21 protein-coding genes are annotated in these 21,957 nt (G+C 64.1%); 13 read left to right on the forward strand and 8 right to left on the reverse strand.

Annotation, left to right across the window (positions count from 1 at the left end; all coding sequences use genetic code 11):
- Position 1 precedes the first annotated feature (1 nt).
- Complete coding sequence (locus J7355_RS11515; protein ID WP_209062812.1) at positions 2 to 229, forward strand: hypothetical protein; 228 nt, start codon at positions 2 to 4, stop codon at positions 227 to 229.
- A 164-nt stretch (positions 230 to 393) separates the two neighbouring features.
- Positions 394 to 756, forward strand: coding sequence for a hypothetical protein (locus tag J7355_RS11520; RefSeq protein WP_209062813.1), 363 nt, complete (start codon positions 394 to 396; stop codon positions 754 to 756).
- A 58-nt stretch (positions 757 to 814) separates the two neighbouring features.
- Here J7355_RS11520 and J7355_RS11525 read toward each other — a convergent pair whose 3' ends face one another.
- On the reverse strand, positions 815 to 958 hold the full coding sequence (locus tag J7355_RS11525) for a hypothetical protein (RefSeq protein WP_209062816.1): 144 nt from the start codon (positions 956 to 958) through the stop codon (positions 815 to 817).
- 112 nt (positions 959 to 1,070) lie between these two features.
- Here J7355_RS11525 and J7355_RS11530 point away from each other — a divergent pair, with 112 nt between their 5' ends.
- The 10 genes from J7355_RS11530 (at position 1,071) to J7355_RS11580 (ending at position 14,661) form a co-directional block, all read left to right on the forward strand.
- Positions 1,071 to 4,520, forward strand: coding sequence for a pyruvate carboxylase (locus J7355_RS11530; RefSeq protein WP_209062818.1), 3,450 nt, complete (start codon positions 1,071 to 1,073; stop codon positions 4,518 to 4,520).
- Between the two features lie 245 nt (positions 4,521 to 4,765).
- Positions 4,766 to 5,989 carry an ABC transporter substrate-binding protein gene (locus J7355_RS11535; RefSeq protein ID WP_247739934.1) on the forward strand — a complete coding sequence of 408 codons (1,224 nt, stop codon included), beginning with the start codon at positions 4,766 to 4,768 and terminating at the stop codon, positions 5,987 to 5,989.
- 88 nt (positions 5,990 to 6,077) lie between these two features.
- Positions 6,078 to 7,604 carry a CoA-acylating methylmalonate-semialdehyde dehydrogenase gene (locus J7355_RS11540; protein WP_209062822.1) on the forward strand — a complete coding sequence of 509 codons (1,527 nt, stop codon included), beginning with the start codon at positions 6,078 to 6,080 and terminating at the stop codon, positions 7,602 to 7,604.
- Between the two features lie 15 nt (positions 7,605 to 7,619).
- Positions 7,620 to 8,210 (forward strand): tetratricopeptide repeat protein, encoded by a 591-nt coding sequence (locus J7355_RS11545; RefSeq protein ID WP_209062824.1) that lies wholly within the window; start codon positions 7,620 to 7,622, stop codon positions 8,208 to 8,210.
- A gap of 117 nt (positions 8,211 to 8,327) precedes the next feature.
- On the forward strand, positions 8,328 to 8,564 hold the full coding sequence (locus J7355_RS11550) for an addiction module protein (RefSeq protein WP_209062826.1): 237 nt from the start codon (positions 8,328 to 8,330) through the stop codon (positions 8,562 to 8,564).
- A gap of 314 nt (positions 8,565 to 8,878) precedes the next feature.
- The gene (locus tag J7355_RS11560; RefSeq protein ID WP_209062828.1) at positions 8,879 to 10,039 is read left to right on the forward strand and encodes an acyl-CoA dehydrogenase family protein; all 1,161 of its coding nucleotides are present in this window, start codon (positions 8,879 to 8,881) and stop codon (positions 10,037 to 10,039) included.
- 8 nt (positions 10,040 to 10,047) lie between these two features.
- Complete coding sequence (locus J7355_RS11565) at positions 10,048 to 10,833, forward strand: enoyl-CoA hydratase (RefSeq protein ID WP_209062830.1); 786 nt, start codon at positions 10,048 to 10,050, stop codon at positions 10,831 to 10,833.
- The gene (locus tag J7355_RS11570; RefSeq protein WP_209062832.1) at positions 10,823 to 11,950 is read left to right on the forward strand and encodes an enoyl-CoA hydratase/isomerase family protein; all 1,128 of its coding nucleotides are present in this window, start codon (positions 10,823 to 10,825) and stop codon (positions 11,948 to 11,950) included. Before J7355_RS11565 ends, J7355_RS11570 begins: the two co-directional genes overlap by 11 nt.
- A gap of 41 nt (positions 11,951 to 11,991) precedes the next feature.
- The gene (mmsB, locus tag J7355_RS11575) at positions 11,992 to 12,891 is read left to right on the forward strand and encodes a 3-hydroxyisobutyrate dehydrogenase (RefSeq protein WP_209062834.1); all 900 of its coding nucleotides are present in this window, start codon (positions 11,992 to 11,994) and stop codon (positions 12,889 to 12,891) included.
- Positions 12,892 to 12,978: 87 nt separating this feature from the next.
- Entirely contained in the window at positions 12,979 to 14,661 is a 1,683-nt protein-coding gene (locus J7355_RS11580) for an AMP-binding protein (RefSeq protein ID WP_209062836.1), read from the forward strand.
- A gap of 789 nt (positions 14,662 to 15,450) precedes the next feature.
- Here the strand turns inward: J7355_RS11580 and J7355_RS11585 are convergent.
- The 7 genes from J7355_RS11585 to J7355_RS11615 form a co-directional block, all read right to left on the reverse strand.
- On the reverse strand, positions 15,451 to 16,368 hold the full coding sequence (locus tag J7355_RS11585; protein ID WP_209062837.1) for a branched-chain amino acid ABC transporter permease: 918 nt from the start codon (positions 16,366 to 16,368) through the stop codon (positions 15,451 to 15,453).
- A 4-nt stretch (positions 16,369 to 16,372) separates the two neighbouring features.
- Positions 16,373 to 17,275, reverse strand: coding sequence for a branched-chain amino acid ABC transporter permease (locus J7355_RS11590; protein ID WP_209062839.1), 903 nt, complete (start codon positions 17,273 to 17,275; stop codon positions 16,373 to 16,375).
- 28 nt (positions 17,276 to 17,303) lie between these two features.
- Entirely contained in the window at positions 17,304 to 18,521 is a 1,218-nt protein-coding gene (locus J7355_RS11595) for an ABC transporter substrate-binding protein (RefSeq protein ID WP_209062841.1), read from the reverse strand.
- A gap of 62 nt (positions 18,522 to 18,583) precedes the next feature.
- Entirely contained in the window at positions 18,584 to 19,288 is a 705-nt protein-coding gene (locus J7355_RS11600) for an ABC transporter ATP-binding protein (protein ID WP_209062843.1), read from the reverse strand.
- A complete protein-coding gene (locus J7355_RS11605) occupies positions 19,281 to 20,042 on the reverse strand; it encodes an ABC transporter ATP-binding protein (RefSeq protein WP_209062845.1) in 762 nt (253 codons plus the stop codon). The genes J7355_RS11600 and J7355_RS11605 overlap by 8 nt, the downstream gene beginning before the upstream one ends.
- A gap of 237 nt (positions 20,043 to 20,279) precedes the next feature.
- On the reverse strand, positions 20,280 to 20,774 hold the full coding sequence (locus J7355_RS11610) for a Fur family transcriptional regulator (RefSeq protein WP_209062847.1): 495 nt from the start codon (positions 20,772 to 20,774) through the stop codon (positions 20,280 to 20,282).
- Entirely contained in the window at positions 20,771 to 21,241 is a 471-nt protein-coding gene (locus J7355_RS11615; protein ID WP_209062849.1) for a MerC domain-containing protein, read from the reverse strand. Before J7355_RS11615 ends, J7355_RS11610 begins: the two co-directional genes overlap by 4 nt.
- 54 nt (positions 21,242 to 21,295) lie before the next feature.
- Here J7355_RS11615 and J7355_RS11620 point away from each other — a divergent pair, with 54 nt between their 5' ends.
- Complete coding sequence (locus J7355_RS11620; protein WP_209062851.1) at positions 21,296 to 21,955, forward strand: copper chaperone PCu(A)C; 660 nt, start codon at positions 21,296 to 21,298, stop codon at positions 21,953 to 21,955.
- Positions 21,956 to 21,957 lie beyond the last annotated feature (2 nt).

Consider the following 21,957-nt stretch of genomic DNA (forward strand, 5'->3'; position numbering starts at 1 on the left):
GATGGCGCAGCTCGCTTCAGACGGGGCGGACGATCCGCTCGGCCGCAGCGCCGGTTATTCGATGGCAGGGCTTTTCCTGCTTGTTGTAGCCGTGGGCGCACTGGCGGGTTATCACAAGGTGGTGCTGATCGCTCTGATTGCCTGCAGCGCGATGTGTGCTGGGGCCGCGCTCGGCTATCGCGCGATTGGCGCGAGCGTTGCCTGGACGGCGTGGCCGGCGGCGCGATGATCGCCGCGGCCTGCATTCTGTTGCTGCCGCAGGCCGTCGCGCTGGAGCCGTAATTCGCCGGCGCCGGGATCGCGTTTGGCCTGCTGTTCGGGCTCGTGCTGCATCGAGCCTGTCGCGAACAGTCATGGCGAGCGGGCGCGCTCGGCGAGTCCAGCCTCATCGCATTGACCGTCCATTCCGCAGGCGCCGGTGTGGTCATTGGCATGCTCTATGGACGCATGCCGGACCTGGGCCTCTGGTTGGGCGCGGTCATCGTCGCGCACAAACTGCCCGCCGGCTACGCCATCGCGAGGCGCCTGCGTGCGCAGGGCGGGGCGCTGGCCAGCGTGGCGCTGCCGGCCTGTGCCGTCGGGGTGGTGGCGGTGCCGGCCGCGTTGGTCACGGCCGGGCTGCCGCCTTCGGCGCCGGTCGGCGCTCTGTGCCAGGGCCCGGCTGCCGGCATCTTCTTGCAAGTCGGTCTGGAATGCGTCGCCTCGGAAGGCCCGGGCGGTGGCAGCGCCCTGAAGACGCCGGGTTGGCGCCTCTGATTACCGGTGGGCCTGGGGATGGGACTGATGCTGGGTCTGCGCGCCATAGCCGGCTGATTTAGCAGCCGTACAGCGATTCGCCGCTATCGCGAACCGGAGCTGCCTTCGGCGATTGCCGCAACGCTTTCAGATCAATCGGCATGCCTTGCTCGGCGCTATGCGGGCAGGGGCCGACCGCGGCCCGGCGCATGATCGCGCTCATGCAGCGCGGGTAGCCAAGCGCTTTTCCTGCAAGGCAGCGACGTCGATACAGTAGGATCGAGGCTGAGCCCGGCATCTCGTGTGTCGGTGGTTGACCGGATCAGGACGAAGCGATGACGCAGTCGATCACGAAAGTGCTGGTGGCCAACCGCGGCGAGATCGCGATCCGGGTCATGCGTACGGCCAACGAGATGGGCATCCGCACGGTGGCGATCTATGCCCACGAGGATCGTTTCGCGCTGCACCGCTTCAAGGCCGACGAGAGCTATCTCGTGGGCAGCGGCCAACAGCCGATTGCCGCTTATCTGGATATCGACGCGATCATCCAGGTGGCGCGCGACTGCGGTGCGGACGCGATTCATCCGGGCTACGGTTTTCTCTCCGAGAACCCGAACTTCCCGAAAGCCTGCGAGGCCGCCGGTATCGTATTCATCGGCCCGCCGGTCGCCGTGCTCAACGCCTTCGGCGACAAGGTTTCGGCCCGCGAGGCCGCGGAGCGGACTGGCGTGCCGGTCATCCCGGCGTCCGGCGTGTTGCCTGACGACCGCGACGAGATCGCCGCCATCGCGGACAAGCTCGGCTACCCGCTCATGATCAAGGCGAGCTGGGGCGGCGGTGGGCGCGGCATGCGTCGGGTCGAGGATGCCGACAAGCTGCTCGACGAGGTCGATATCGCGAAACGCGAGGCCGGCTCGGCGTTCGGCAACGATGCCGTCTATCTGGAAAAGCTGGTCGAGCGTGCCCGCCATGTGGAGGTCCAGATTCTGGGCGATAGCCACGGCAATGTCGTGCATCTGTTCGAGCGCGATTGTTCGGTCCAGCGGCGCAACCAGAAGGTGGTGGAGCGCGCGCCGGCGCCGTATCTCGACGACGCCACCCGCCAGGGCCTGTGCGATTCGGCCATGCGGCTGTGTTCGCACGTCGGCTATGTCGGTGCGGGCACGGTGGAATTCCTGCTCGATGTCGACAGCGGCGCGTTCTATTTCATCGAGGTCAATCCGCGTATTCAGGTCGAGCACACGGTCACGGAAGAAGTCACCGGTGTGGACGTGGTGCGCGCCCAGATCCGGATCGCCGAGGGTGCGGCGATCGGCGCCGACGATGCGCTGCCGGCTCAGGAGCTGATCACCATCGACGGCCATGCGCTGCAGTGCCGCGTGACCACCGAGGACCCGGAGAATGGCTTCGCGCCGGATCACGGACGGCTCACCGCCTATCGCAGTTCGGCCGGTTTCGGCGTGCGCCTGGACGGCGGTACGGCCTATACCGGCGCGGTGATCACGCCGTACTACGACTCGCTGCTGGTCAAGGTCACCACCTGGGCGCGTACCGTCGACGCCACCATCTCGCGTATGGATCGCGCCCTGCGAGAATTCCGCATCCGCGGGCTGTCGACCAACCTGCAGTTCCTCGAAAACGTCATCGGCCACCCGAGTTTCATGGCGGCCGAATACACCACCCGCTTCATCGACACAACGCCCGAGCTGTTCGAGTTCAAGGCCCGTCAGGACCGCGCCACGCGGCTACTGCGTTTCATCGGTGATGTGACCGTCAACGGCCATCCGCAGATGGAAGGCCGCACGGTGCCGCGCGTCGTGTTTCCCGAGGCGCCGCGACCGGCCTGCGACCTGCATGCGGCCCCGCCGCGCGGCCTGCGCGATGAACTGCTCGAGCGCGGCCCGGCCGCCTTCGGCCAGTGGATGCGTGAGCAACAGCGCGTGCTGCTCACCGACACCACCATGCGCGACGCTCACCAGTCGCTGTTGGCCACGCGCATGCGCACGCACGATATCGCCGCTATCGCGCCCTATTACGCGCGCATGTTGCCCGGCCTGCTGTCGCTGGAATGCTGGGGCGGGGCGACCTTCGACGTGGCCCTGCGTTTTCTCAAGGAAGACCCCTGGGAACGCCTGGCGCTGATCCGCGAGGCTGCGCCGAATATCCCGCTGCAGATGCTGCTGCGCGCCTCCAACGCGGTCGGCTACACGAACTATCCCGACAACGTCGTGCGTTATTTCGTGGCGCAGGCGGCGCGCAACGGTATCGATATCTTCCGCGTGTTCGATTCGCTCAACTGGGTCGAGAACATGCGCGTGGCCATGGACGCGGTGATCGAGGCCGGCGGTGTTTGTGAAGGTACGATCTGCTACACCGGCGATCTGTTCGATCCGGCCCGGCCGAAGTACAACCTCAAATACTACGTCGACAAGGCGAAAGCGCTGGAGAAAGCCGGCGCGCATGTACTCGGTATCAAGGACATGGCCGGTATCTGCCGACCGCGCGCGGCCGCCGAACTGGTGCGCGTGTTGAAACAGGAAACCGGCCTGCCGATCCATTTTCATACCCACGACACCTCGGGGATCGCAGCCTCGACGCTGCTGGCCGCGGTCGAGGCTGGCGTGGACGCCATCGACGGCGCGCTGGATTCGATGAGCGGGCTGACCTCGCAGCCGAATTTGGGCTCGATGGCCGCCGCGCTCGAACATACCGATCGCGATCCCGGGATCGACCGCGAGGCCATGCAGTCGCTGTCGAACTACTGGGAAGGCGTGCGCAGTGTGTATGCGCCGTTCGAGGCCAATGTCCGCTCCGGCACGGCGGATGTCTATCGCCATGAAATGCCGGGCGGGCAGTACACCAATCTGCGCGAGCAGGCGCGGGCACTCGGCCTGGCCGATCGCTGGCCCGAGATCGCCAAGGCCTATGCGCAAGTCAACCAGCTGTTCGGCGATATCGTGAAGGTCACGCCGACGTCCAAGGTGGTCGGCGACATGGCGCTGCATATGGTTGCCAACGACCGCAGCGCCGAAGAGATCGCCGATCCCGACGTGGATATCGATTTCCCGGATTCCGTGGTGGCGCTGTTCAAGGGCGAGCTGGGTTTTCCGGCCGACGGCTTTCCCGAATCCCTGCAGAAGAAGGTGCTGCGCGGCGAAAAGCCGCTCACCGACCGCCCTGGCGCGCTGCTCGACGATATCGATCTGGAAGCCGAGCGCGAGACCGCCGGCGAAGCACTCGGCACCACGCTCAGCGATACCCAGCTCGCCTCGCATCTGATGTATCCCAAGGTGTTCGCGGACTATGTCGCCCATCGCCAGCGCTATGGCAACGTCAGCCCGCTATCGACCCAGGTGTTCTTCTACGGCCTGCGCGGCGAGGAGGAAACACGGGTCGATATCGAGCCCGGCAAGCGCCTGCTCATCAGTCTGCAGGGCCAGGCTGATGCCGATGAGGACGGCATCGTGCGCCTGTTCTTCGAGCTCAACGGCCAGCCGCGACCGATCCGTATCGCCCGCGCCGGTAGCGACGCGGCGATCGCCCATCCCAAGGCCGACAAGAACGACGCCAACCAGGTCGGTGCGCCCATGCCGGGCATGGTGGTGCACACGGCGGTGCGCGAAGGCCAGGAGGTCAAGGCCGGCGACGCGCTGCTCGGTCTGGAGGCAATGAAGATGGAAACGACGATTTCGGCGCCCCACGACGGCCGAATCGCGACGCTGCATGTCTCCAGCGGGGTGACGGTCGCGGCCGGCGACCTGCTGGTCACGCTCGACGCGCCTTAGCCGAAATCTTCGGCTGAAATGCGTGGGCCGCCCGCACGCTGCCCATGATCGGTGGCTGGCCGCGTCGTGCCGGCCGGCGCATGGTGTGACCGCGTGCCGCGCACTGGCGGCTGCCCGGGCCGTCAGCACGGTAATTTCGGCAACCCGTTCGGGACGACGAGGTCTTCCACCAAAGTCGTATGGGCCGCTGTTTGGCGGGTGCTGCACTGTGCAACGACAACAATTATTAACGAGGAGAAATGGCGATGGGCAATCTTCGAGGCGCCCTGTCGGCGCTGACCGTGGCCGGCGCGATGGCGGTCGGCATGCCGGCACACGCCGCCGGCAACGACGACGGCAAGGTTCGGATCGGCGTGCTGGGCGACATGTCCGGCGTCTACTCCACCGGCTTCAGTGGGCGCGGCGCCGTAGCCGCCGTGAAGATGGCGGTCGAGGACTTTGGCGGCGAAGCACTCGGCGAAGAGGTCGAAGTGCTGTCGGCCGATCACCAGAACAAGGCGGACATCGCCTCGGCCACCGCGCGTGAGTGGATCGACCGCGAGAAGGTCGACGTGATCATGGACCTGACCAATAGCGCGGTCGGTCTCGCCGTTCAGCAACTGGCATCAAACAAGGGCATCATCACCATCAACACCGGCGCCGCCACGTCGGAGCTGACCAACGAGGCCTGCACGCCCTACGGCATCCACTACGGCTACGACACTCATGCGCTGCCGGTGGGTACCGCGACCGCCATCGTGAAAAACGGCGGTAAGAAGTGGTTCTTCATCACCGCCGACTATGCCTTCGGTCATTCGCTGGAGAAGAACACCCGCGCGGTGGTGGAGGAACTGGGCGGCAGCGTCGCGGGTTCGGTGCGGGCCCCGTTGAACACCAACGATTTCTCGTCCTATCTGCTGCAGGCGAAAAGTTCGGGCGCGGACGTGATTGGCCTCGCCAACGCCGGTCAGGACACCACCAACGCGGTCAAGCAGGCCAACGAGTTTGGCATCGTCTCCGGCGGCCAGTCGCTGGCCGGCATGCTGGTGCTGATTTCCGACGTGCAGAGCCTGGGCCTGGATAGTACTGCCGGGCTGCAGTTCACCGTTGGCTGGTACTGGGACCACGACGAGCAGTCGCGCGAGTGGACCGAGCGCTATCTCGACAACGGTGGCACCACGCCGACCTTCCCGCACGCGGCGCTGTATTCGTCGACCACGGCTTATCTGAACGCGGTCGAAGCGGCCGGCACCGACGAGAGCGACGCCGTGCGCAAGGCGATCGGTAACAAGCCGATCGACGATTTTTTCGCCAAGGGCGGCCAGATTCGCGACGACGGTCTGCTCGAGCACGACATGTATCTGCTCAAGGTCAAGAAGCCGGCGGAATCCGAAAGCCGCTGGGACATCGCCACCGTCGAACGCACGATTCCCGGCGATCAGGCCTACCCGCCGTTGTCCGAATCCGGCTGCGCGATGCTCGACAACTAGCGCGCCATTCACGGCATGAAACCCAGGCCGCCGGCGTTCGCGCCGGCGGCGCTCTTTCTATACCTCTCTGACCATCGAGTGCCCGACCATGACCGACAAGCAAATTGACCGTATCCGTGCCAACGGCAAGGTGCCGCTGTTCATCGACGGCGAATTCGTCGACAGCACCACGAGTGACTGGATCGAGCTGAACAACCCGGCGACCCAGGAGGTCATCGCCCAGGTTCCGGTCGCCACCGACGACGAGATGCAGCGCGCGGTCGAATCCGCGAAGGCGGCGTTCAAGGAATGGCGCGATGTGCCCACGGTCGAGCGCGTGCGCTATCTGTTCAAGTACCAGACGTTGCTCAAGGAGCGCCAGGAAGAGATCGCCAAGGTGCTTTCCGAGGAGACGGGCAAGACCTTCGCCGATGCCATGGGCGACGTCTGGCGCGGTATCGAAGTGGTCGAACATGGCTGCGGCATGACCACCCATATGATGGGCGAGACCGCCGAGAACGTCGCCCGCAATATCGATACGCACAGCTATGTACACCCGATCGGCGTCTGTGCCGGGATTACGCCCTTCAACTTCCCGGCCATGATCCCGCTGTGGATGTACCCGCTGGCCGTGGCCTGCGGCAACAGCTTCATCCTCAAGCCGTCGGAGCAGGATCCGCTCACCCCGGTCATGCTCACCGAACTGTTCGCCGAGGCGGGCTTCCCGAAAGGCCTGCTGCAGCTGATCCACGGCGACAAGCGCCAGGTGGACGCGATTCTCGATCACCCGGACGTCAAGGCCGTGTCCTTCGTCGGTTCCGTGCCGGTCGCCGAGCACGTCTATCGAAAAGGCACGCACAACCTCAAGCGTGTGCAGGCCATGGCGGGTGCCAAGAACCACATGATCGTCATGCCCGATGCCGACAAGGAACAGGTCGTGTCTTCGCTGGTGGGTTCCTCCTGCGGCGCGGCCGGCCAGCGCTGCATGGCGATCTCGGTCGCGGTGCTCGTGGGCGAATCGACTCGCGACTGGGTCGACGACATCAAGCAGGCGCTGTCCGAGATCCGTCCCGGCGCGCCGGGCGACGACGGCGCGGCCTACGGCCCGCTCATCAACAAAAAATCACGCGATCGCGTGCGCGACCTGATCCAGGGCGCGTCCGCCGAAGGCGCCGATGTGCTGCTCGACGGCTCGGATGTGGCAGTCGACGGCTACCCGGACGGCAACTGGATCGGCCCGACCCTGTTCGACAACGTCACCACCGACATGAAGATCTACAACGAAGAGATCTTCGGCCCGGCGCTGTGCGTGATGCATGTCGACACGCTCGAAGAGGCGATCGAACTGGTCAACGCCAACCCCTACGGCAACGGCACCTCGATCTACACCAAGTCGGGCGCGGCCGCTCGCAAGTACCAGCACGAGACGGAAGTCGGCCAAGTCGGTATCAACCTGCCGATTCCCGTACCCGCGCCGTTCTTCTCCTTCACCGGCTCGAAGAACTCCTTCTTCGGCGACCTGCACGCCTACGGCAAACAGGCCGTGCGCTTCTATACCGAAACCAAGACCGTGCTCTCGCGCTGGCCCGAGGACGACGTGCCTGCGGGTCCGAACATGACGATCAGCATGCGCTGAGTTTCGAGAAAAGGTATGCGCCGACTTGTTTTTATCATAGCGCCGTTAGTAATGATGGCAATGGGGTGCAGTACGACTCCCGGCGACGCTGCGTATCGCGCAGGCCATGCGCAACAAGCAGCGGAACTCTATAGAGCGGAAGCAAACCAAGGCGACGCAGAGGCAGCACTAAAACTCGGTGTGCTTCTCGACGAAGGAAAGGTTAGTCCAGACACTTTTGGCACGGCGGGGCAGGCGTTTACGAAGGGCTGCAAGCTCGGCAGCTTGGCGAGCTGCCATAACGTTGGAGTGGCTTACGAATACGGCAAAAACGGGTTGGCTCAAGACCGTAGCGAGGCAAGAACTTACTACGAAAAAGCAGCAAAACTTGGTTATATGCAGTCGCAATATAACCTCGCCAGCCTCTACGCAAACCGATACTTCTCGAACGATATCGAAGGGTATAAGTGGTTGCTCGTTTCTCAAATGCAGGCCGAGAAATGTGCTTCTCAACCATTGTGTGAGTGGGTGCTTAGTGACCCGCCAGGCCATAAGCAAAAACTGCACGACCGTATGTCCGAGCAAGACCTGCGAACTGCAAAGCAGCAGGCAAGTGCGTGGCGCTGAAACTTAACAGTCTGCAGCCACTTGATGTTTCACCCGGTGCCAGAGCGTGAAATCAGTAAAGGCACGTGGGTGCGATGGCTATCGCATGTGCCCGTACTGAAAATCAGTGGTACAACCATGAGCATGAGTATCGATATCGAAGAGATCATCCGGCTGCCGGTTTCGGAACGGCTAAGGGTCATCGAGCAGCTATGGGATTCGGTAGTTCTGGAGCCCGAAAAGGTCGATGTGCCTGATTGGCATCGCAAAGAATTGCGCCGACGGCTGAATGCCTATGAAACGAAGCCCAAGGAAGGCAACGCTTGGCGGGATGTTCGCCAGCGACTCGAGGGGAATGAAAAATCGAATCGCTGATTGTTCTGCCCGAAGCCGAAGCAGACCTTGAGGAAGCTTTCAGCTGGTATGAAGAGCAAAGGCCGGGTTTGGGCAGCGAATTTCTCGACGAGGTCAGTGCTGCATTTAACCGAATTTGCGCCTACCCGCGTGCATGTCCGTCGGTCGAGGCGAATATTCGGCGCGGGTTTACTCACCGTTTTCCATACTCCGTGTATTTCGAGTTGGAGGCGAGCATTTATGTTTTCGCGGTTCTGCATCAGAAACAGGCGCCGGCCGCCTGGTATAGCCGCGCGAATAACTGACGAAACGCCCTATAACCGCGCCAAATCGACATGAATTTCGAACTCGACGACACCCAGATCGCACTGCGTGAAGCGGCCGAAGACTTCGCGCGCAAGGCGCTCGCGCCCAAGGCGGCGGAATGGGATGCGGAATCGATCTTCCCGCGTGACGTGATCGCCCGGGCCGGCGAACTCGGGTTCTGTGGGCTGTATACGCCGGAAGAACAGGGCGGGCTCAGTCTCGCCCGACTCGATAGCGCGATGATCTTCGAAGCACTCTCCGGCGGCTGCACGTCCACCGCGGCGTATATCAGCATCCACAACATGGCGACCTGGATGGTGGCTACGTTTGGCGGTGACGACGTACGCGACCAGTGGTGCGGCGAGCTGGCCGCGGGCGAAAAGCTGGCCTCGTACTGCCTGACCGAGCCGGGGGCCGGTTCGGATGCGGGTTCGTTGAAGACGAAGGCCGAGCGTGATGGCGATGCCTATGTGCTCAACGGCAGCAAGTGCTTCATCTCCGGCGCGGGCGATACCGATCTGCTGGTGGTGATGGCGCGTACCGGCAAGGCCGGGCCGTCCGGGATCAGCACCTTTGCGGTGCCGGCGAACAGCGAGGGCATCAGCTACGGGCGCAAGGAACCCAAGATGGGCTGGAACAGCCAGGCCACGCGCACCATCACTTTCGAGGACGTGCGCGTACCGGCCGCCAACCGGCTCGGCGAGGAAGGCCAGGGGTTTTCGATCGCCATGAAAGGCCTGGACGGCGGGCGGATCAATATCGCGGCCTGCTCGCTGGGCACGGCCCAGGCCGCGCTCGACGCCAGCCGTCGCTACATGAGCGAGCGCGAGCAGTTCGGCAGCAAGCTGGAAACCTTCCAGGCGCTGCAGTTCAAACTGGCCGATATGGCCACCGAGCTGGTCGCCGCCCGCCAGATGGTCTGGCTGGCGGCCAGCCGGCTCGACAACGGCCATCCTGAAGCCACCGCCTTCTGTGCCATGGCCAAGCGCTTCGCCACCGACCGTTGCTTCGATATCTGCAACACCGCGCTGCAGATTCACGGCGGCTACGGCTATATCCGCGAATATCCGCTGGAGCGCCACGTGCGCGACGTGCGCGTGCACCAGATTCTGGAAGGCACGAACGAGATCATGCGCATGATCATCGCCCGGCGCGTGCTCGCCGATCACGACGGCGATACGCTCCGGTGAATGACGGCATGCCGCCAGTCGAGCGCATGGACCGCACGGCGGTCCTGACCTTCGACAACCCGCCGGCGCATGTCTTTACCGCTTCGATCCTGCGCGACTTCGCCGCGCGGCTGGATGCGCTCGAAGCGGACCCCGACGTTACGGCGCTCGTGGTCACCGGCGCAGGCGATCGCTTCTTCTGTGCCGGTGACGATCTCAATATGTATGTGGGCGTGAACCCGGCCGAGGCGCGCGAACTCACGCGCCTGCTGGCGGCCGTGATCACCCGCCTGCGCGCATTCAGCGGCGTGACGATCGCCGCGATCAACGGCTGGTGTCTCGGGGGCGGGCTGGAATGTGCGCTGGCCTGCGATATTCGTATCGGCGAAGCCCATGCGCAATTCGGCCTACCGGAAGGGCGGGTCGGGTTGCTGCCCTGTGGCGGCGGTACGCAGATGCTCGCACGCCAGGTCGGCGATGGCTGGGCCAAGCGTCTGATCCTCTGCGGCGAAACCGTCGATGCCGATACCGCGCTGCGCATCGGCCTGATCGAGGAAACGGTTTCGGCAGGACAGGCGCGCGACGCCGCCCTCTCGCTCGCTGAAAAGGCCGCCCGCCAGAGTCCGGTCGCACTCGCTGAAAGCAAGACACTCGTCCATTCAAATCGAGCGGGCGATCTCGAAACGGGCCTGGCCCGCGAGCGCGACGCCTTTGGAGACCTGTTTGCAGGGCGCGATGCGGCCGAGGGCGTGGCCGCTTTTCTGGAAAAACGCGAACCCCAATGGAACCACAACAGGAGTCGCAATGAGCGATAGCAGCGTCGTCTTCGAAGAACGCGAGGCCGGCAACGGCCGCACCGTCGCGTTTGCCCTGCTCAACGCCGAGCGTGCGCTCAACTCGCTGTCGCGCGCGATGATCGACAGCCTGCAGGCGCAGCTCGACGCGTGGGCAAAGCGCGACGACATCGTCTGCGTGGTGCTGCACGGCGCGGGCGAGAAAGCCTTCTGTGCCGGTGGCGACGTGATCGGCCTGTACAAGGCCATGACCGCGAGCGGCGACGCGCCCAGCGCCGACGCGGAAGCCTTCTTCGCCCATGAATATCGGCTCGATCACACCATCCATCGCTATCCCAAGCCGGTGCTGTGCTGGGGCGACGGCACGGTGATGGGCGGCGGCCTGGGTGTGATGGCCGGTGCGAGCCATCGGGTGGTGACCGAACGCAGCCGAATCGCCATGCCGGAAGTCACCATCGGCCTGTTTCCGGACGTGGGCGCGAGCTGGTTTCTGGGGCGCATGCCGCAGCGCATCGGCCTGTTTCTGGGGCTGACGACCACGCCCATGCAGCCCGGCGACGCGCTCTGGCTTGGCCTGGCCGACTATCGCATCGTGTCCAGCGAGCGCGAGGCGCTGTTCGACACGCTTACCGGGCTGGACTGGCAAGGCGAGCGCAACGCCGACGACGCGGTGCTGGCCCGCGCGCTGCGTGACTTCGAGGACATCGAGGCGAGCGACGACGCACGCCGCGAATCCGCGCTGTTCGCCCACCAGCAAACAATCGCGCGGCTGACCGATACCGCGACCGTCGCCGAATTCCAGACGCGCCTGGCCGAACAGGCCGAGGCCGACGCCTGGTTCGCCCACGGCGCGAAAGCGATCGCGGGGGCATCGCCGTTGTCGCTGGCGGTCGTGCACGCCCAGCTCGCCCGCGATCCCAAGCTGTCGATCGAGGACGTGTTTCGCCGCGAGCTGGCCATGGCAATCGCCTGCACGCGCCGGCCCGATTTCGCCGAAGGCATCCGTGCGCTGCTGGTGGACAAGGACAAGAACCCGCAGTGGGCGCCGGCGACCCTGGATGAAGTCGCGCCGGAAGCGGTGGCCGCGCATTTCCGATTACCCGCCGACTACGATCACGATCCGTTGGGCGACCTGTAACAAGCTAAATATAAATAAATAATCGAAACAAGGAGGAGAACATGTCCGGCACAATCGCCTTCATCGGCCTGGGCAATATGGGCGCGCCGATGGCCGCCAACCTGATCGAGGCCGGCTATACGCTCACGGTCTTCGACCTGGTCGAACAGGCCATGGCCGATGCCGCAGCACTCGGCGCCAAACACGCCCAGAGCGCGGCCGCGGCCGCCCGCGACGCCGAGATCGTGATCTCCATGCTGCCCGCCGGCAAGCACGTGGCCGATCTCTACATGGGCGAGGGCGGTCTGCTCGATGCGGTCGGCAGCGGCACGTTGCTGGTCGACTGTTCCACCATCGATGCGGAAACCGCACGCAAGGTCGCGGCCGCCGCCACCGAGCGCGGCTTGCCGATGATCGATGCGCCGGTGTCCGGCGGCGTGAATGGCGCGAAGGCGGGCGGGCTGACCTTCATGGTCGGCGGCGAGGCCGAAGCCGTCGAGCGCGCCAGCCCGCTGTTCGACGTCATGGGCAAGACCTATTTCCATGCCGGGCCGGCCGGCGCCGGCCAGGTCGCCAAGATGTGCAACAACATGCTGCTGGGCATCCTCATGACGGGAACATCGGAAGCCATCAATCTGGCCGTGGCCAACGGCCTCGACCCGAGCGTCGTGTCCGAGATCATGAAGAACGCCTCCGGCGGCAACTGGGCGCTCAATGTCTACAACCCCTACCCGGGCGTGATGGACAACGCGCCGGCCTCGAACGGCTACAAGCCGGGTTTCGGCGTCGATCTCATGCTCAAGGATCTGGGCCTGGCGATGGATTCCAGCCTCAAGAACGGTGTGGCCACGCCGCTGGGCTCGATGGCGCGCAACCTCTATTCCGTCCACAGCCAGTCCGGCCACGGCGGCGACGATTTTTCGAGCATTCTCAATCTGCTCAAGGGGCAGTCGCTGGACTGAAGACCGGGGCTGGTGCCGTCACCTCGACGATAAAAATAATCACGGCGGCCGATCCCGGGCCGCCGACCGCGAGAAAAGGAGAAGGCGATGCATTCTGCAGACGCATTCAAGGCTGCACGGCAACAACTGCTGGACCTGCGCGAGGACTATCCGCGCGCCTGCGAGGCCTTTCGCTGGCCCGAGCTGGACGAGTTCAACTGGGCACTCGACTGGTTCGACGACTACGCGAACGACAACGACAAGATCGCGCTCTGGCTGGTCGACGCCGACGGCAGCGAGCATCGCTACAGCTTCGAGCAGATGCGCCAGCGCTCCAATCAGGTGGCCAATTTCCTGCGCGACCAGGGCCTGGGCCGGCGCGACACGCTGCTGGTGATGCTCGACAACGTCACCGAGCTGTGGGAGACGATGTTGGCCGCGATCAAGCTGGGCGCGGTCGTGATTCCGGCCACCACGCTGCTATCGCAGAAGGATCTGGGCGACCGCCTCGCCCGCGGCGGTGTGACCCATATCCTCGCCGCCGAGGAGCACGTGGCGAAGTTCGAAGGCGTGGCCGGCGGGCTGACCTGCGTCGTCGCCGGCGGACCCTGCGGCCAATGGGTCGGCTACGAGGCCGCCTATGAGTCCTCGACCGAGTTCGCCCCCGACGGCGTGACCCATGCGACCGACCCGCTGTTGCTCTATTTCACCTCCGGCACCACGTCGAAGCCGAAACTGGTGCTGCATACCCACCAGAGCTACCCGGTCGGCTCGCTGTCCACGATGTACTGGCTCGGGCTGCAGCCGGACGATATCCATTTCAATATCAGCTCGCCGGGCTGGGCCAAGCATGCTTGGTCCAACCTGTTCGCGCCCTGGGATGCCGGCTGTACGGTCTTCGTCTATCGCAGTGCGCGCTTCTCCGCGCCCGAGGCGCTACAGGTGATCGCCGACAAGGGCGTGACCAGCCTTTGCGCGCCGCCCACCGTCTGGCGGCTGCTGATTCAGGAGGATCTGGGCGCCTACGACATGAAGCTGAAAAGTCTGGTCGGCGCTGGCGAGCCGCTCAACCCGGAAGTCATCTCGCGGGTCGAGAAACTCTGGGGGCTCAAGATCCGCGACGGCTACGGCCAGACCGAAACCACGGCCCAGATCGGCAATCCGCCGAACCAGCAGATGAAGTCCGGCTCGATGGGCCGTCCGTTGCCCGGCTACCGGATCGCCCTTCTCGATACCTTCGACGAGGAGAGCGACGAAGGCGAGATCGCCATCGACGTGCGCGCCGATCGCCCGCTCGGGTTGATGCAGGAATACCGCGACGACCCCGAGCGCATGGCCAAGGCTCTGCACGACGGCTACTACCGCACCGGTGATGTCGCCAGCCGCGACGACGACGGCTACTACTGGTACGTCGGTCGCGCCGACGACGTGTTCAAGAGTTCGGATTACCGCGTCAGCCCGTTCGAGCTGGAGTCGATCCTCATCGAGCACGAATCCGTGGCCGAAGCGGCCGTGGTGCCTTCGCCCGATGATCTGCGCCTGAACGTACCCAAGGCCTATGTCGTGCTTCGGCGTGGCCACGAACCCGGCCCGGACGCCGCAAAGGCTCTGTTCGCCTTCGCCCGGGAGCGCATGGCGCCGTACATGCGTATCCGTGAGCTGGAATTCGCCGAACTGCCCAAGACCATTTCAGGGAAGATTCGGCGTGTGGAGTTGCGTGCGCATGCGGCGGGGGATGAGAAGGGCGAGTTTGCTTATAGCGAGGCGGATTTTCCGGAACTCAAGATTTAGGCGCGTCGCTTGTTGTTTGTCCGCTCACGAGTTCGACGGACCTTTTGTTTCGCGCTGCTGCGCGACTCACTTTCTTTTGCTTGTCCAAAAGAAAGTAAACAAAGGAAAAGGACACCCGGACACAGCGCCGGCGCAAAGCGCCGGTTCACTGCGACACGCAGCGGCGACGGGATGCGGCCAGAACTCGCGTCGCTTTGGCGACGCTCAAACAGGCTGGCCGCACCGGCGCAGTGCGCCGGACACCCGTCGCCGCTCCGTGTCTCCGTCGCCGTGCAACGGGCCTGAATACAGACGCCAGGCCCATAGTGAGAGTCACCTACGCCGGCAAGCCGATTTTCAGCTTGGGGCTCTGCTCTCGTCGGATTAGGCGCACGCCTAACGCAACACAGAAAGCCCAACCTTGAGCGAGCGACAGCGAGCTTGCCTGTATAGGGTCCCCTTGGGCGCAGCGCCGAGCAGTGGAGGCCGAAAGAGAAAAAGACAGCCGGATGTTTGAGTCGCGCGTAGCGCGGCGAGTTTCCGGCTGTCCTCTTTCGGCCGGAGCCGCGCAGGGCATCGATGCGCAGCATCGACGCAAGACAGGGTGCCTTTTGTTTTGGTTACTTTTATTTGGGCAAGCAAATAAAAGTGACTCGCACAGCAGTGCGAAACCCCAAGCCGAAATTGACCCGCGTCATTGATCCAGAACTCCTGTGTTTCCAAGCGAGTCCCCACTCAAAAACAAAGCGCCGGTGGGTCTTTGTACGAGCCAGCAGCCAGCAGCAAGCGGCTGAGGAAGCTACTTAAAACCTAACTCGCCTTCGCCTTCAACATCCGCGCCAGCTCCCCCACGAACCCGCGCCGAAACAGCAGCACGCAGACCACGAAGATCGCGCCGATGGCGACCTGCACCCAGGAGCCGAAAGAGGCCAGCTCGTCTTGCAGCGTGATGACCGCGGCCGCACCCGCGATGGGGCCGAACAGCGTGCCCATGCCGCCGAGCAGGGTCATAAGCACCACTTCGCCAGACATCTGCCAGTGTACGTCGGTGAGCGATGCGAACTGGAAGATCACGGATTTGGTGGCCCCCGCAGTGCCGGCCAACGTGGCGGACAGCGTGAAGGCGATGAGCTTGAAGCGTTCGACGTTGTAGCCCAGTGAGCGCGCCCGCGGCTCGTTCTCGCGGATGGCGGTGAGGATCTGGCCGAACGGCGAGTGTATGGTGCGATAAATGATCAGAAAGCCGATCATGAACACGGTGAACACGAAGTAGTACATCGTGATCGAATCGTTCAGGTCGAAAACGCCCAGCAGGGTGCCGCGCGGAATGCCCTGCAGGCCGTTCTCGCCGCCGGTGAACGGCAGCTTGAGCGCGAGGAAGAAGATGATCTGCGCCAGCGCCAGCGTGATCATGGCGAAATAGATGCCCTGGCGGCGGATCGCCAGCGCGCCGAAGATCGCGCCCAGGACCATCGCGAACAGGGTGCCGGTGAGAATGCCGGGCAGGGGGGCGAAGCCCCAGGCGGTGATCACGTGGCCGGTGATATAGGCCGCGCCGCCGAAGAACGCCGCATGGCCGAATGACAGCAGCCCCACATAGCCCAGCAGCAGGTTGAAGGCGCAGGCAAACAGCGCGAAGCACAGCAGCTTCATGGCGAAGACCGGATAGGTCAGCCATGGCGCGGCCAGCCCCAGCACGATCAGCATTACCCAGAAGACTTTGTTCATAGGATCATCCGTCTGCCTTGCCGAACAGGCCGGCGGGCCGGATCAGCAGCACGATCACCATGATGAAGAAGATCACCGTATTGGCCGCCGGCGGGTAGAGCGCCTGGGTTAGCCCCTGCACCAGGCCCAGCGTGAGCCCGGTGACGATCGCGCCTAGAATCGAGCCCATGCCGCCGATGACCACGACCGCGAACACGGTGATGATCAGGTCCGCGCCCATCAGCGGGCTCACCGAATAGATCGGTGCGGCGAGCACGCCGGCGAGTGCCGCCAGCGCCACGCCGAAGCCGAAGGTGAGCGTGACCATGCGCGGCACGTTGATGCCGAACGCCTCAACCAGCTTCGGGTTTTCCTGGCCGGCGCGCAGCACAGCGCCTAGGCTGGTGCGCTCGATCATGAACCAGGTGGCGAAGCACACGATGATCGACAGCACGATCGCGAACAGCCGGTACTTGGGAAAGTACATGAAGCCGAGATTCACGATGCCGTTGAGCATGTCCGGCGTGGCCGGGTAGGCGGTGCCGGAAATATTGAAATAGTTGGACAGTACGCCCTGCAGTACCAGGGCGACGCCGAAGGTCAGCAGCAGGCCGTAGATATGGTCGAACTGGTACAGCCGCCGCAACATGAACCGTTCCATGAGCATGCCGAAGCAGCCCACGACGATAGGCGCGACGATCAGCGCCCACCAGAAGCCCATCTGGAAATCCGGGTAGCCCAGCCACGGGCCGATATAGGAATAGCCGATCAGCGCCACGAACGCGCCCAGCATATAGAGCGCGCCGTGGGCGAAGTTGATGACGTTGAGCAACCCGAAGATGATCGCCAGGCCGAGGCTGAGCATGGCGTAGAACACGCCCTGGCTCAGCCCCAGCATCGTCTGCGCCAGAATGGCGTCGAGGTTCATGGCTTACGGTCCTTGCCTGACGGTCGCGTTACTGCTTGATCAGCGAGCAGGCGCTTTCCGAGATCGGGATGTAGGCCTCGTCGGCCGGGATCGTGCTCACGATATCCAGCAGGTCCCAGTCGCTCTTGGATTCGTCCGGTGTCTTCACCTTGGCGAGATACATGTCGTGCGACATCAGGCCATTGGCCTCGATCTTGCCGTTCTGGACGAAGAAGTCGTTGAGCGCCATCTCGCCGAGTTGCTTGCGCACCGGCGCGGCTTCGTCGCTACCCACGGCCTTGATGGCTTCGAGATAGTGCATCACTGCCGAATAGACGCCGGCCTGAACCATGGTCGGCATCGCGCCGTGCTGGTCGAAGAAGCGCTGCGACCACTTGCGGCTTTCCTCGTTGCGGTCCCAGTAGAAGGCGGTGGTGAACTGCAGGCCTTGGGCGGTATCCAGCCCCAGCGCCTTCACGTCGGTGAGAAACACCAGCATGCCGGCCAGCTTCTGGCCGCGCTGCACGATGCCGAAGGAGTTGGCCTGCTTGATCGAGTTCACGGTATCGCCGCCGGCGTTGGCCAGGCCGATCACATCGGCGCCGGAACTGCTGGCCTGCAGCAGGTACGACGAGAAGTCGGTCGTGCTCAAGGGCGCTTCCACGCTGCCCATCACCTCGCCGCCCATCTCCTTGACCACGCGCGACGTGTTGTCGCGCAGCGAGTGGCCGAAGGCGTAGTCGGCGGTGATGAAGAACCAGCTCTTGCCGCCGTTCTCCACCATGGCCGTCGCGGTGCCCACGGGCAGCGCGTAGGTGTCGTAGACGTAGTGAATGCCGTACTTCGAGCACTGACTTTCGGTGAGCTCCACCGAGCCGGCGCCGGTGTTCATGGTGATGGTGTCCTTGCCGGAAGCTAGCCCCTGCACGGCCAGGCCGACCGCCGAGTTGTCCATGCCCACGAGCATGTCGACCTTGTCGCGGTCGATCCAGCGGCGCGCGATCGACGAGGCCACGTCGGCCTTGTTCTGGTGATCGGCCGACACGATTTCGATGTTCTCGCCGAGTACCGAGCCGCCGAAATCCTCCACGGCCATCTTCGCCGCGATCACGGCGCCGGGGCCTTCGATCGCCTTGTAGACGCCCGACATGTCGCTGAGCACGCCGATCTTGACGCTGCCGTTGCTCGCACCGTCGGCGGCGAGCGCCGTGGAGCCGAAGGCCGCGACACCGGCCGCGCACATGGCCGTGATGAGTGATCTGTTCATTGTGGTTTCTCCCCCGGGGCCTGGCCCCTCGCTTTATTGATGCGTTGTATCTTCTTGGACGGTCAGACGCTCAGGAACTGGTTGATGCGCTCCTTCTTGGCCTCGGCCTCGTGCGCCTCGATGACTTCCGCCACCTCGCCGTGTTCAATGATGTAGTGGCGATCGGCAAGAGGAGCGGCGAAATGGAAGTTCTGTTCCACCAGCACGATGGTGAGCCCGCGTTCCTTCATCTGGCGGATGGTGTCGCCCAGGGCCTGCACGATCACCGGGGCCAGGCCTTCGGTGATCTCATCGAGCAGCAGCAGGCGGGCGCCGGTACGCAGCACGCGGGCCATTGCCAGCATCTGCTGTTCGCCGCCGGACAGCTGCATGCCCATGCTGCGCCGGCGCTCGGCCAGATTCGGGAACATGGCGTAGATCTCTTCCACGCTCATGCCGTCGTTACCGAGCTTGGGCGGCAGGGCGAGGTTTTCGTCCACGTTCAGGCGCGCGAAAATGCCGCGCTCCTCCGGGCAGTAGCCGAGCATGCCCAGGCGCGCGATCTTGTGGGTGGGCTGGTCGATGACCTGTTTCCCGCCCACGGTGATCGAACCACTGCGTTTGTCGACCATGCCGAGGATGGATTTCAGCGTGGTCGTACGCCCGGCGCCGTTGCGGCCGAGCAGGGTCACCACCTCGCCTTCGCGTACCGACAGGTTCACGCCGTGGAGGATGTGCGACTCGCCGTACCAGGCGTTGAGGTCCTTGATTTCGAGCAGGTCAGACATGGGCCGTATCCGAAGTGCCCATATAGGCTTCCATCACCGCCGGGTCTTTCGACACCTGCGCGTACGGGCCTTCGGCGAGAATCTCGCCGCGGTTGAGCACGGTGATCTTGTCGGCCAGCGTCGACACCACCTTCAGGTTGTGCTCCACCATCAGAATGGTCCGATCGGCCGCCACCTGGCGGATCAGCGCGGTAACCTTGCCCACATCCTCGGCGCTCATGCCCTGGGTGGGCTCGTCGAGCAGCATCAGTTTCGGGTCCAGTGCCAGCGTGGTCGCGATCTCCAGCGCGCGCTTGCGCCCGTAGGCCAGTTCCACACTGGTGGTCTCGGCGAACTCGGCCAGACCCACTTCCTCGAGCAGCTGCATCGCCCGCTCGTTGGTCGAATCCAGCACCTTGGCGGACCGCCAGAAGTGATAAGACAGCCCGAGATGGCGCTGCAGGGCCACGCGCACATTGTCGATCACGCTCAGGTGCGGAAAGATCGCCGAGATCTGGAACGAGCGCACCATGCCGCGGTTGGCGATATCCGTCGGCTTGTGCCGGGTGATGTCGGTCCCGTCGTAGACGATGCTGCCGGAGGTGGGCGCGATGAATCGCGTGAGCAGGTTGAAGACCGTGGTCTTGCCGGCGCCGTTGGGGCCGATCAGCGCGTGGATGCTGCCGCGTTCGACATCGAGGTCCACATCGCTCACGGCCGCGAAACCGGCAAAGGTCTTTGTCAGACCGCGTGCCTGAAGAATCGCGTCGCTCATGACTGCGTCGTCAGGTTATGCGCGCTGGGGCGTGCTGTTCGATTGCTGCTTCGCGCCATACCGCCGCTTTATCGGTGAATCGGGAAAGCTGACAACTGAGTCAGTTGTTTTCCGACTCTACTGGCACGGCCGGGGTCGGGTTATTCGACGTTAGTCGGGTATGGACCGGTCAAACCCTTGCGGCAGAAAGGCTGCAGTATGAACAGGTTTGCCGGGCGCTGTGCGCCCCAGGGCCGGTCAGCCCTTGCCGGTACAGGCCTTGCAGGTGCCGCCGATCTCGATCGTTTCGTGGTCGATGCGAAAACCCGCACGCTTGGCCTCGTGGGCAAGCGCGTCGTCGACTTCCGGGCTCGGAATCTCGGCCACCCGCTCGCAGGAGCGGCAGATCAGAAACTTCGGATGGCTCTTGCCGTGGCCGGCATCGCAGCCGATGAATGCATTGAGCGATTCGATCTTGTGGATCAGGCCCGCCTCGAGCAGGAAATCGAGCGCGCGATAGACCGTCGGCGGCGCCGCATTGCCGCGTTCCTGGCCGATGGTATGCAACAGGTCATAGGCCTTGGTCGGCCGATGATTGTCCCAGATCAGTTCCAGCACACGCCGGCGAATCGCCGTCAGGCGCAGGCCCTGCTCGGCGCACAGCGTTTCGGCACGGGCGAGGGCATCGCTGATGCAGGCGGAATGATCGTGGCCGTGGGCGTTGAATACCGGATTATGCTGATGGGTCGTCATGGGCTGGGCGGTGTGTTCGAGGCCGTACTGTTTGCCTGTACGTGCGAATGCCCGTGGTGGGGGCAGTGTCCGGCCCGCGCATACCGAAAGTTCTGGATATGGGCCACGGCAATCAGCAGGCCGCCGACCACCGTCGTGGCGCGTTCGAGCATATCCGCGCCAAGCGCGTGCGCGCCGAACGCCGCCACTACCAGCGCGAGCACGCCCAGCGTACCGAAAAACGGCACGACATGGCGCCGGTGCCGACGATAGCCTGCGCCGAGTGCAACCACGGTGGTGGGTATGACCACAATCAGGATCAGCTGATGAAAGGTGCCGTGTTCGACCACGGTGAAGCCGAAGACCGGAAACAGCGCGACGACGACCGGTAGCGCCAGACAATGCACGAGACAAAGCCCCGACAGAACCACTGCGGCCTTGTCGAGTTTGCCGGTAACATTGTGCGAAGAGCCCTGGCCCACGGTCATGCCTTGTCCGGGAACGGAAAGCGTTAATATATAACATTTGTAAAGGAGCGAGCTATGGGGCGGCAGAAAAATACGGTCGTCACGCGGGGTTGTGCCGCTTTGATGCTGGCGGGCGTGTTCTCGCTGGCGCTGGCCGGTTGTGGGGAATCGCAGGCGCCGGATTGCGGCGGGTTGAAGGTCGACGGACCGTGGGTGCGTGAAGCGCCGTCCGGCGCCGATGTCATGGGCGCCTACTTCAAGCTCGTCAACGACGGCGATAGCAAGGTCGTGGTCAACGGTGTGACCAGCAGCCAGTTCGACCGCGCGGAAATACACGAGACCGTGGTCAATGACGACGGCCAGGCCAGCATGCAGCCGATGGAACAGGTCGCCGTTCCCGCCGGCGAGACGGTCGAGTTCCGCTCCGGCGGCCGCCACGTCATGTTGTTCTCGCCCTCTCAGGCTTACGCCGCGGGTGATCAGGTCGAGCTGATCCTGGCCTGCGGTGAGCAGGGCGCCGAACTGCCGGTAGCGGCCACGGTGCGCGCCGAGCAACCGGGGGCACCCGGTGGCGGCAGCGGCCAAGGCATGGACCACGGCAGCATGGACCATGGCGACATGGATCACGGGTCGATGGACGAAGAGTCCATGAGCGAGCCCGACTCCGATGCCATGTCGAACCCGGACGCCGAGGGCGCCGGCGAAGCCAACGAGGATTCGGCCAGCGCCGAATAGCG

It is taken from the genome of Endozoicomonas sp. G2_2, from assembly GCF_017744135.1.
Classification (GTDB): Bacteria; Pseudomonadota; Gammaproteobacteria; order Nevskiales; family Salinisphaeraceae; genus Salinisphaera.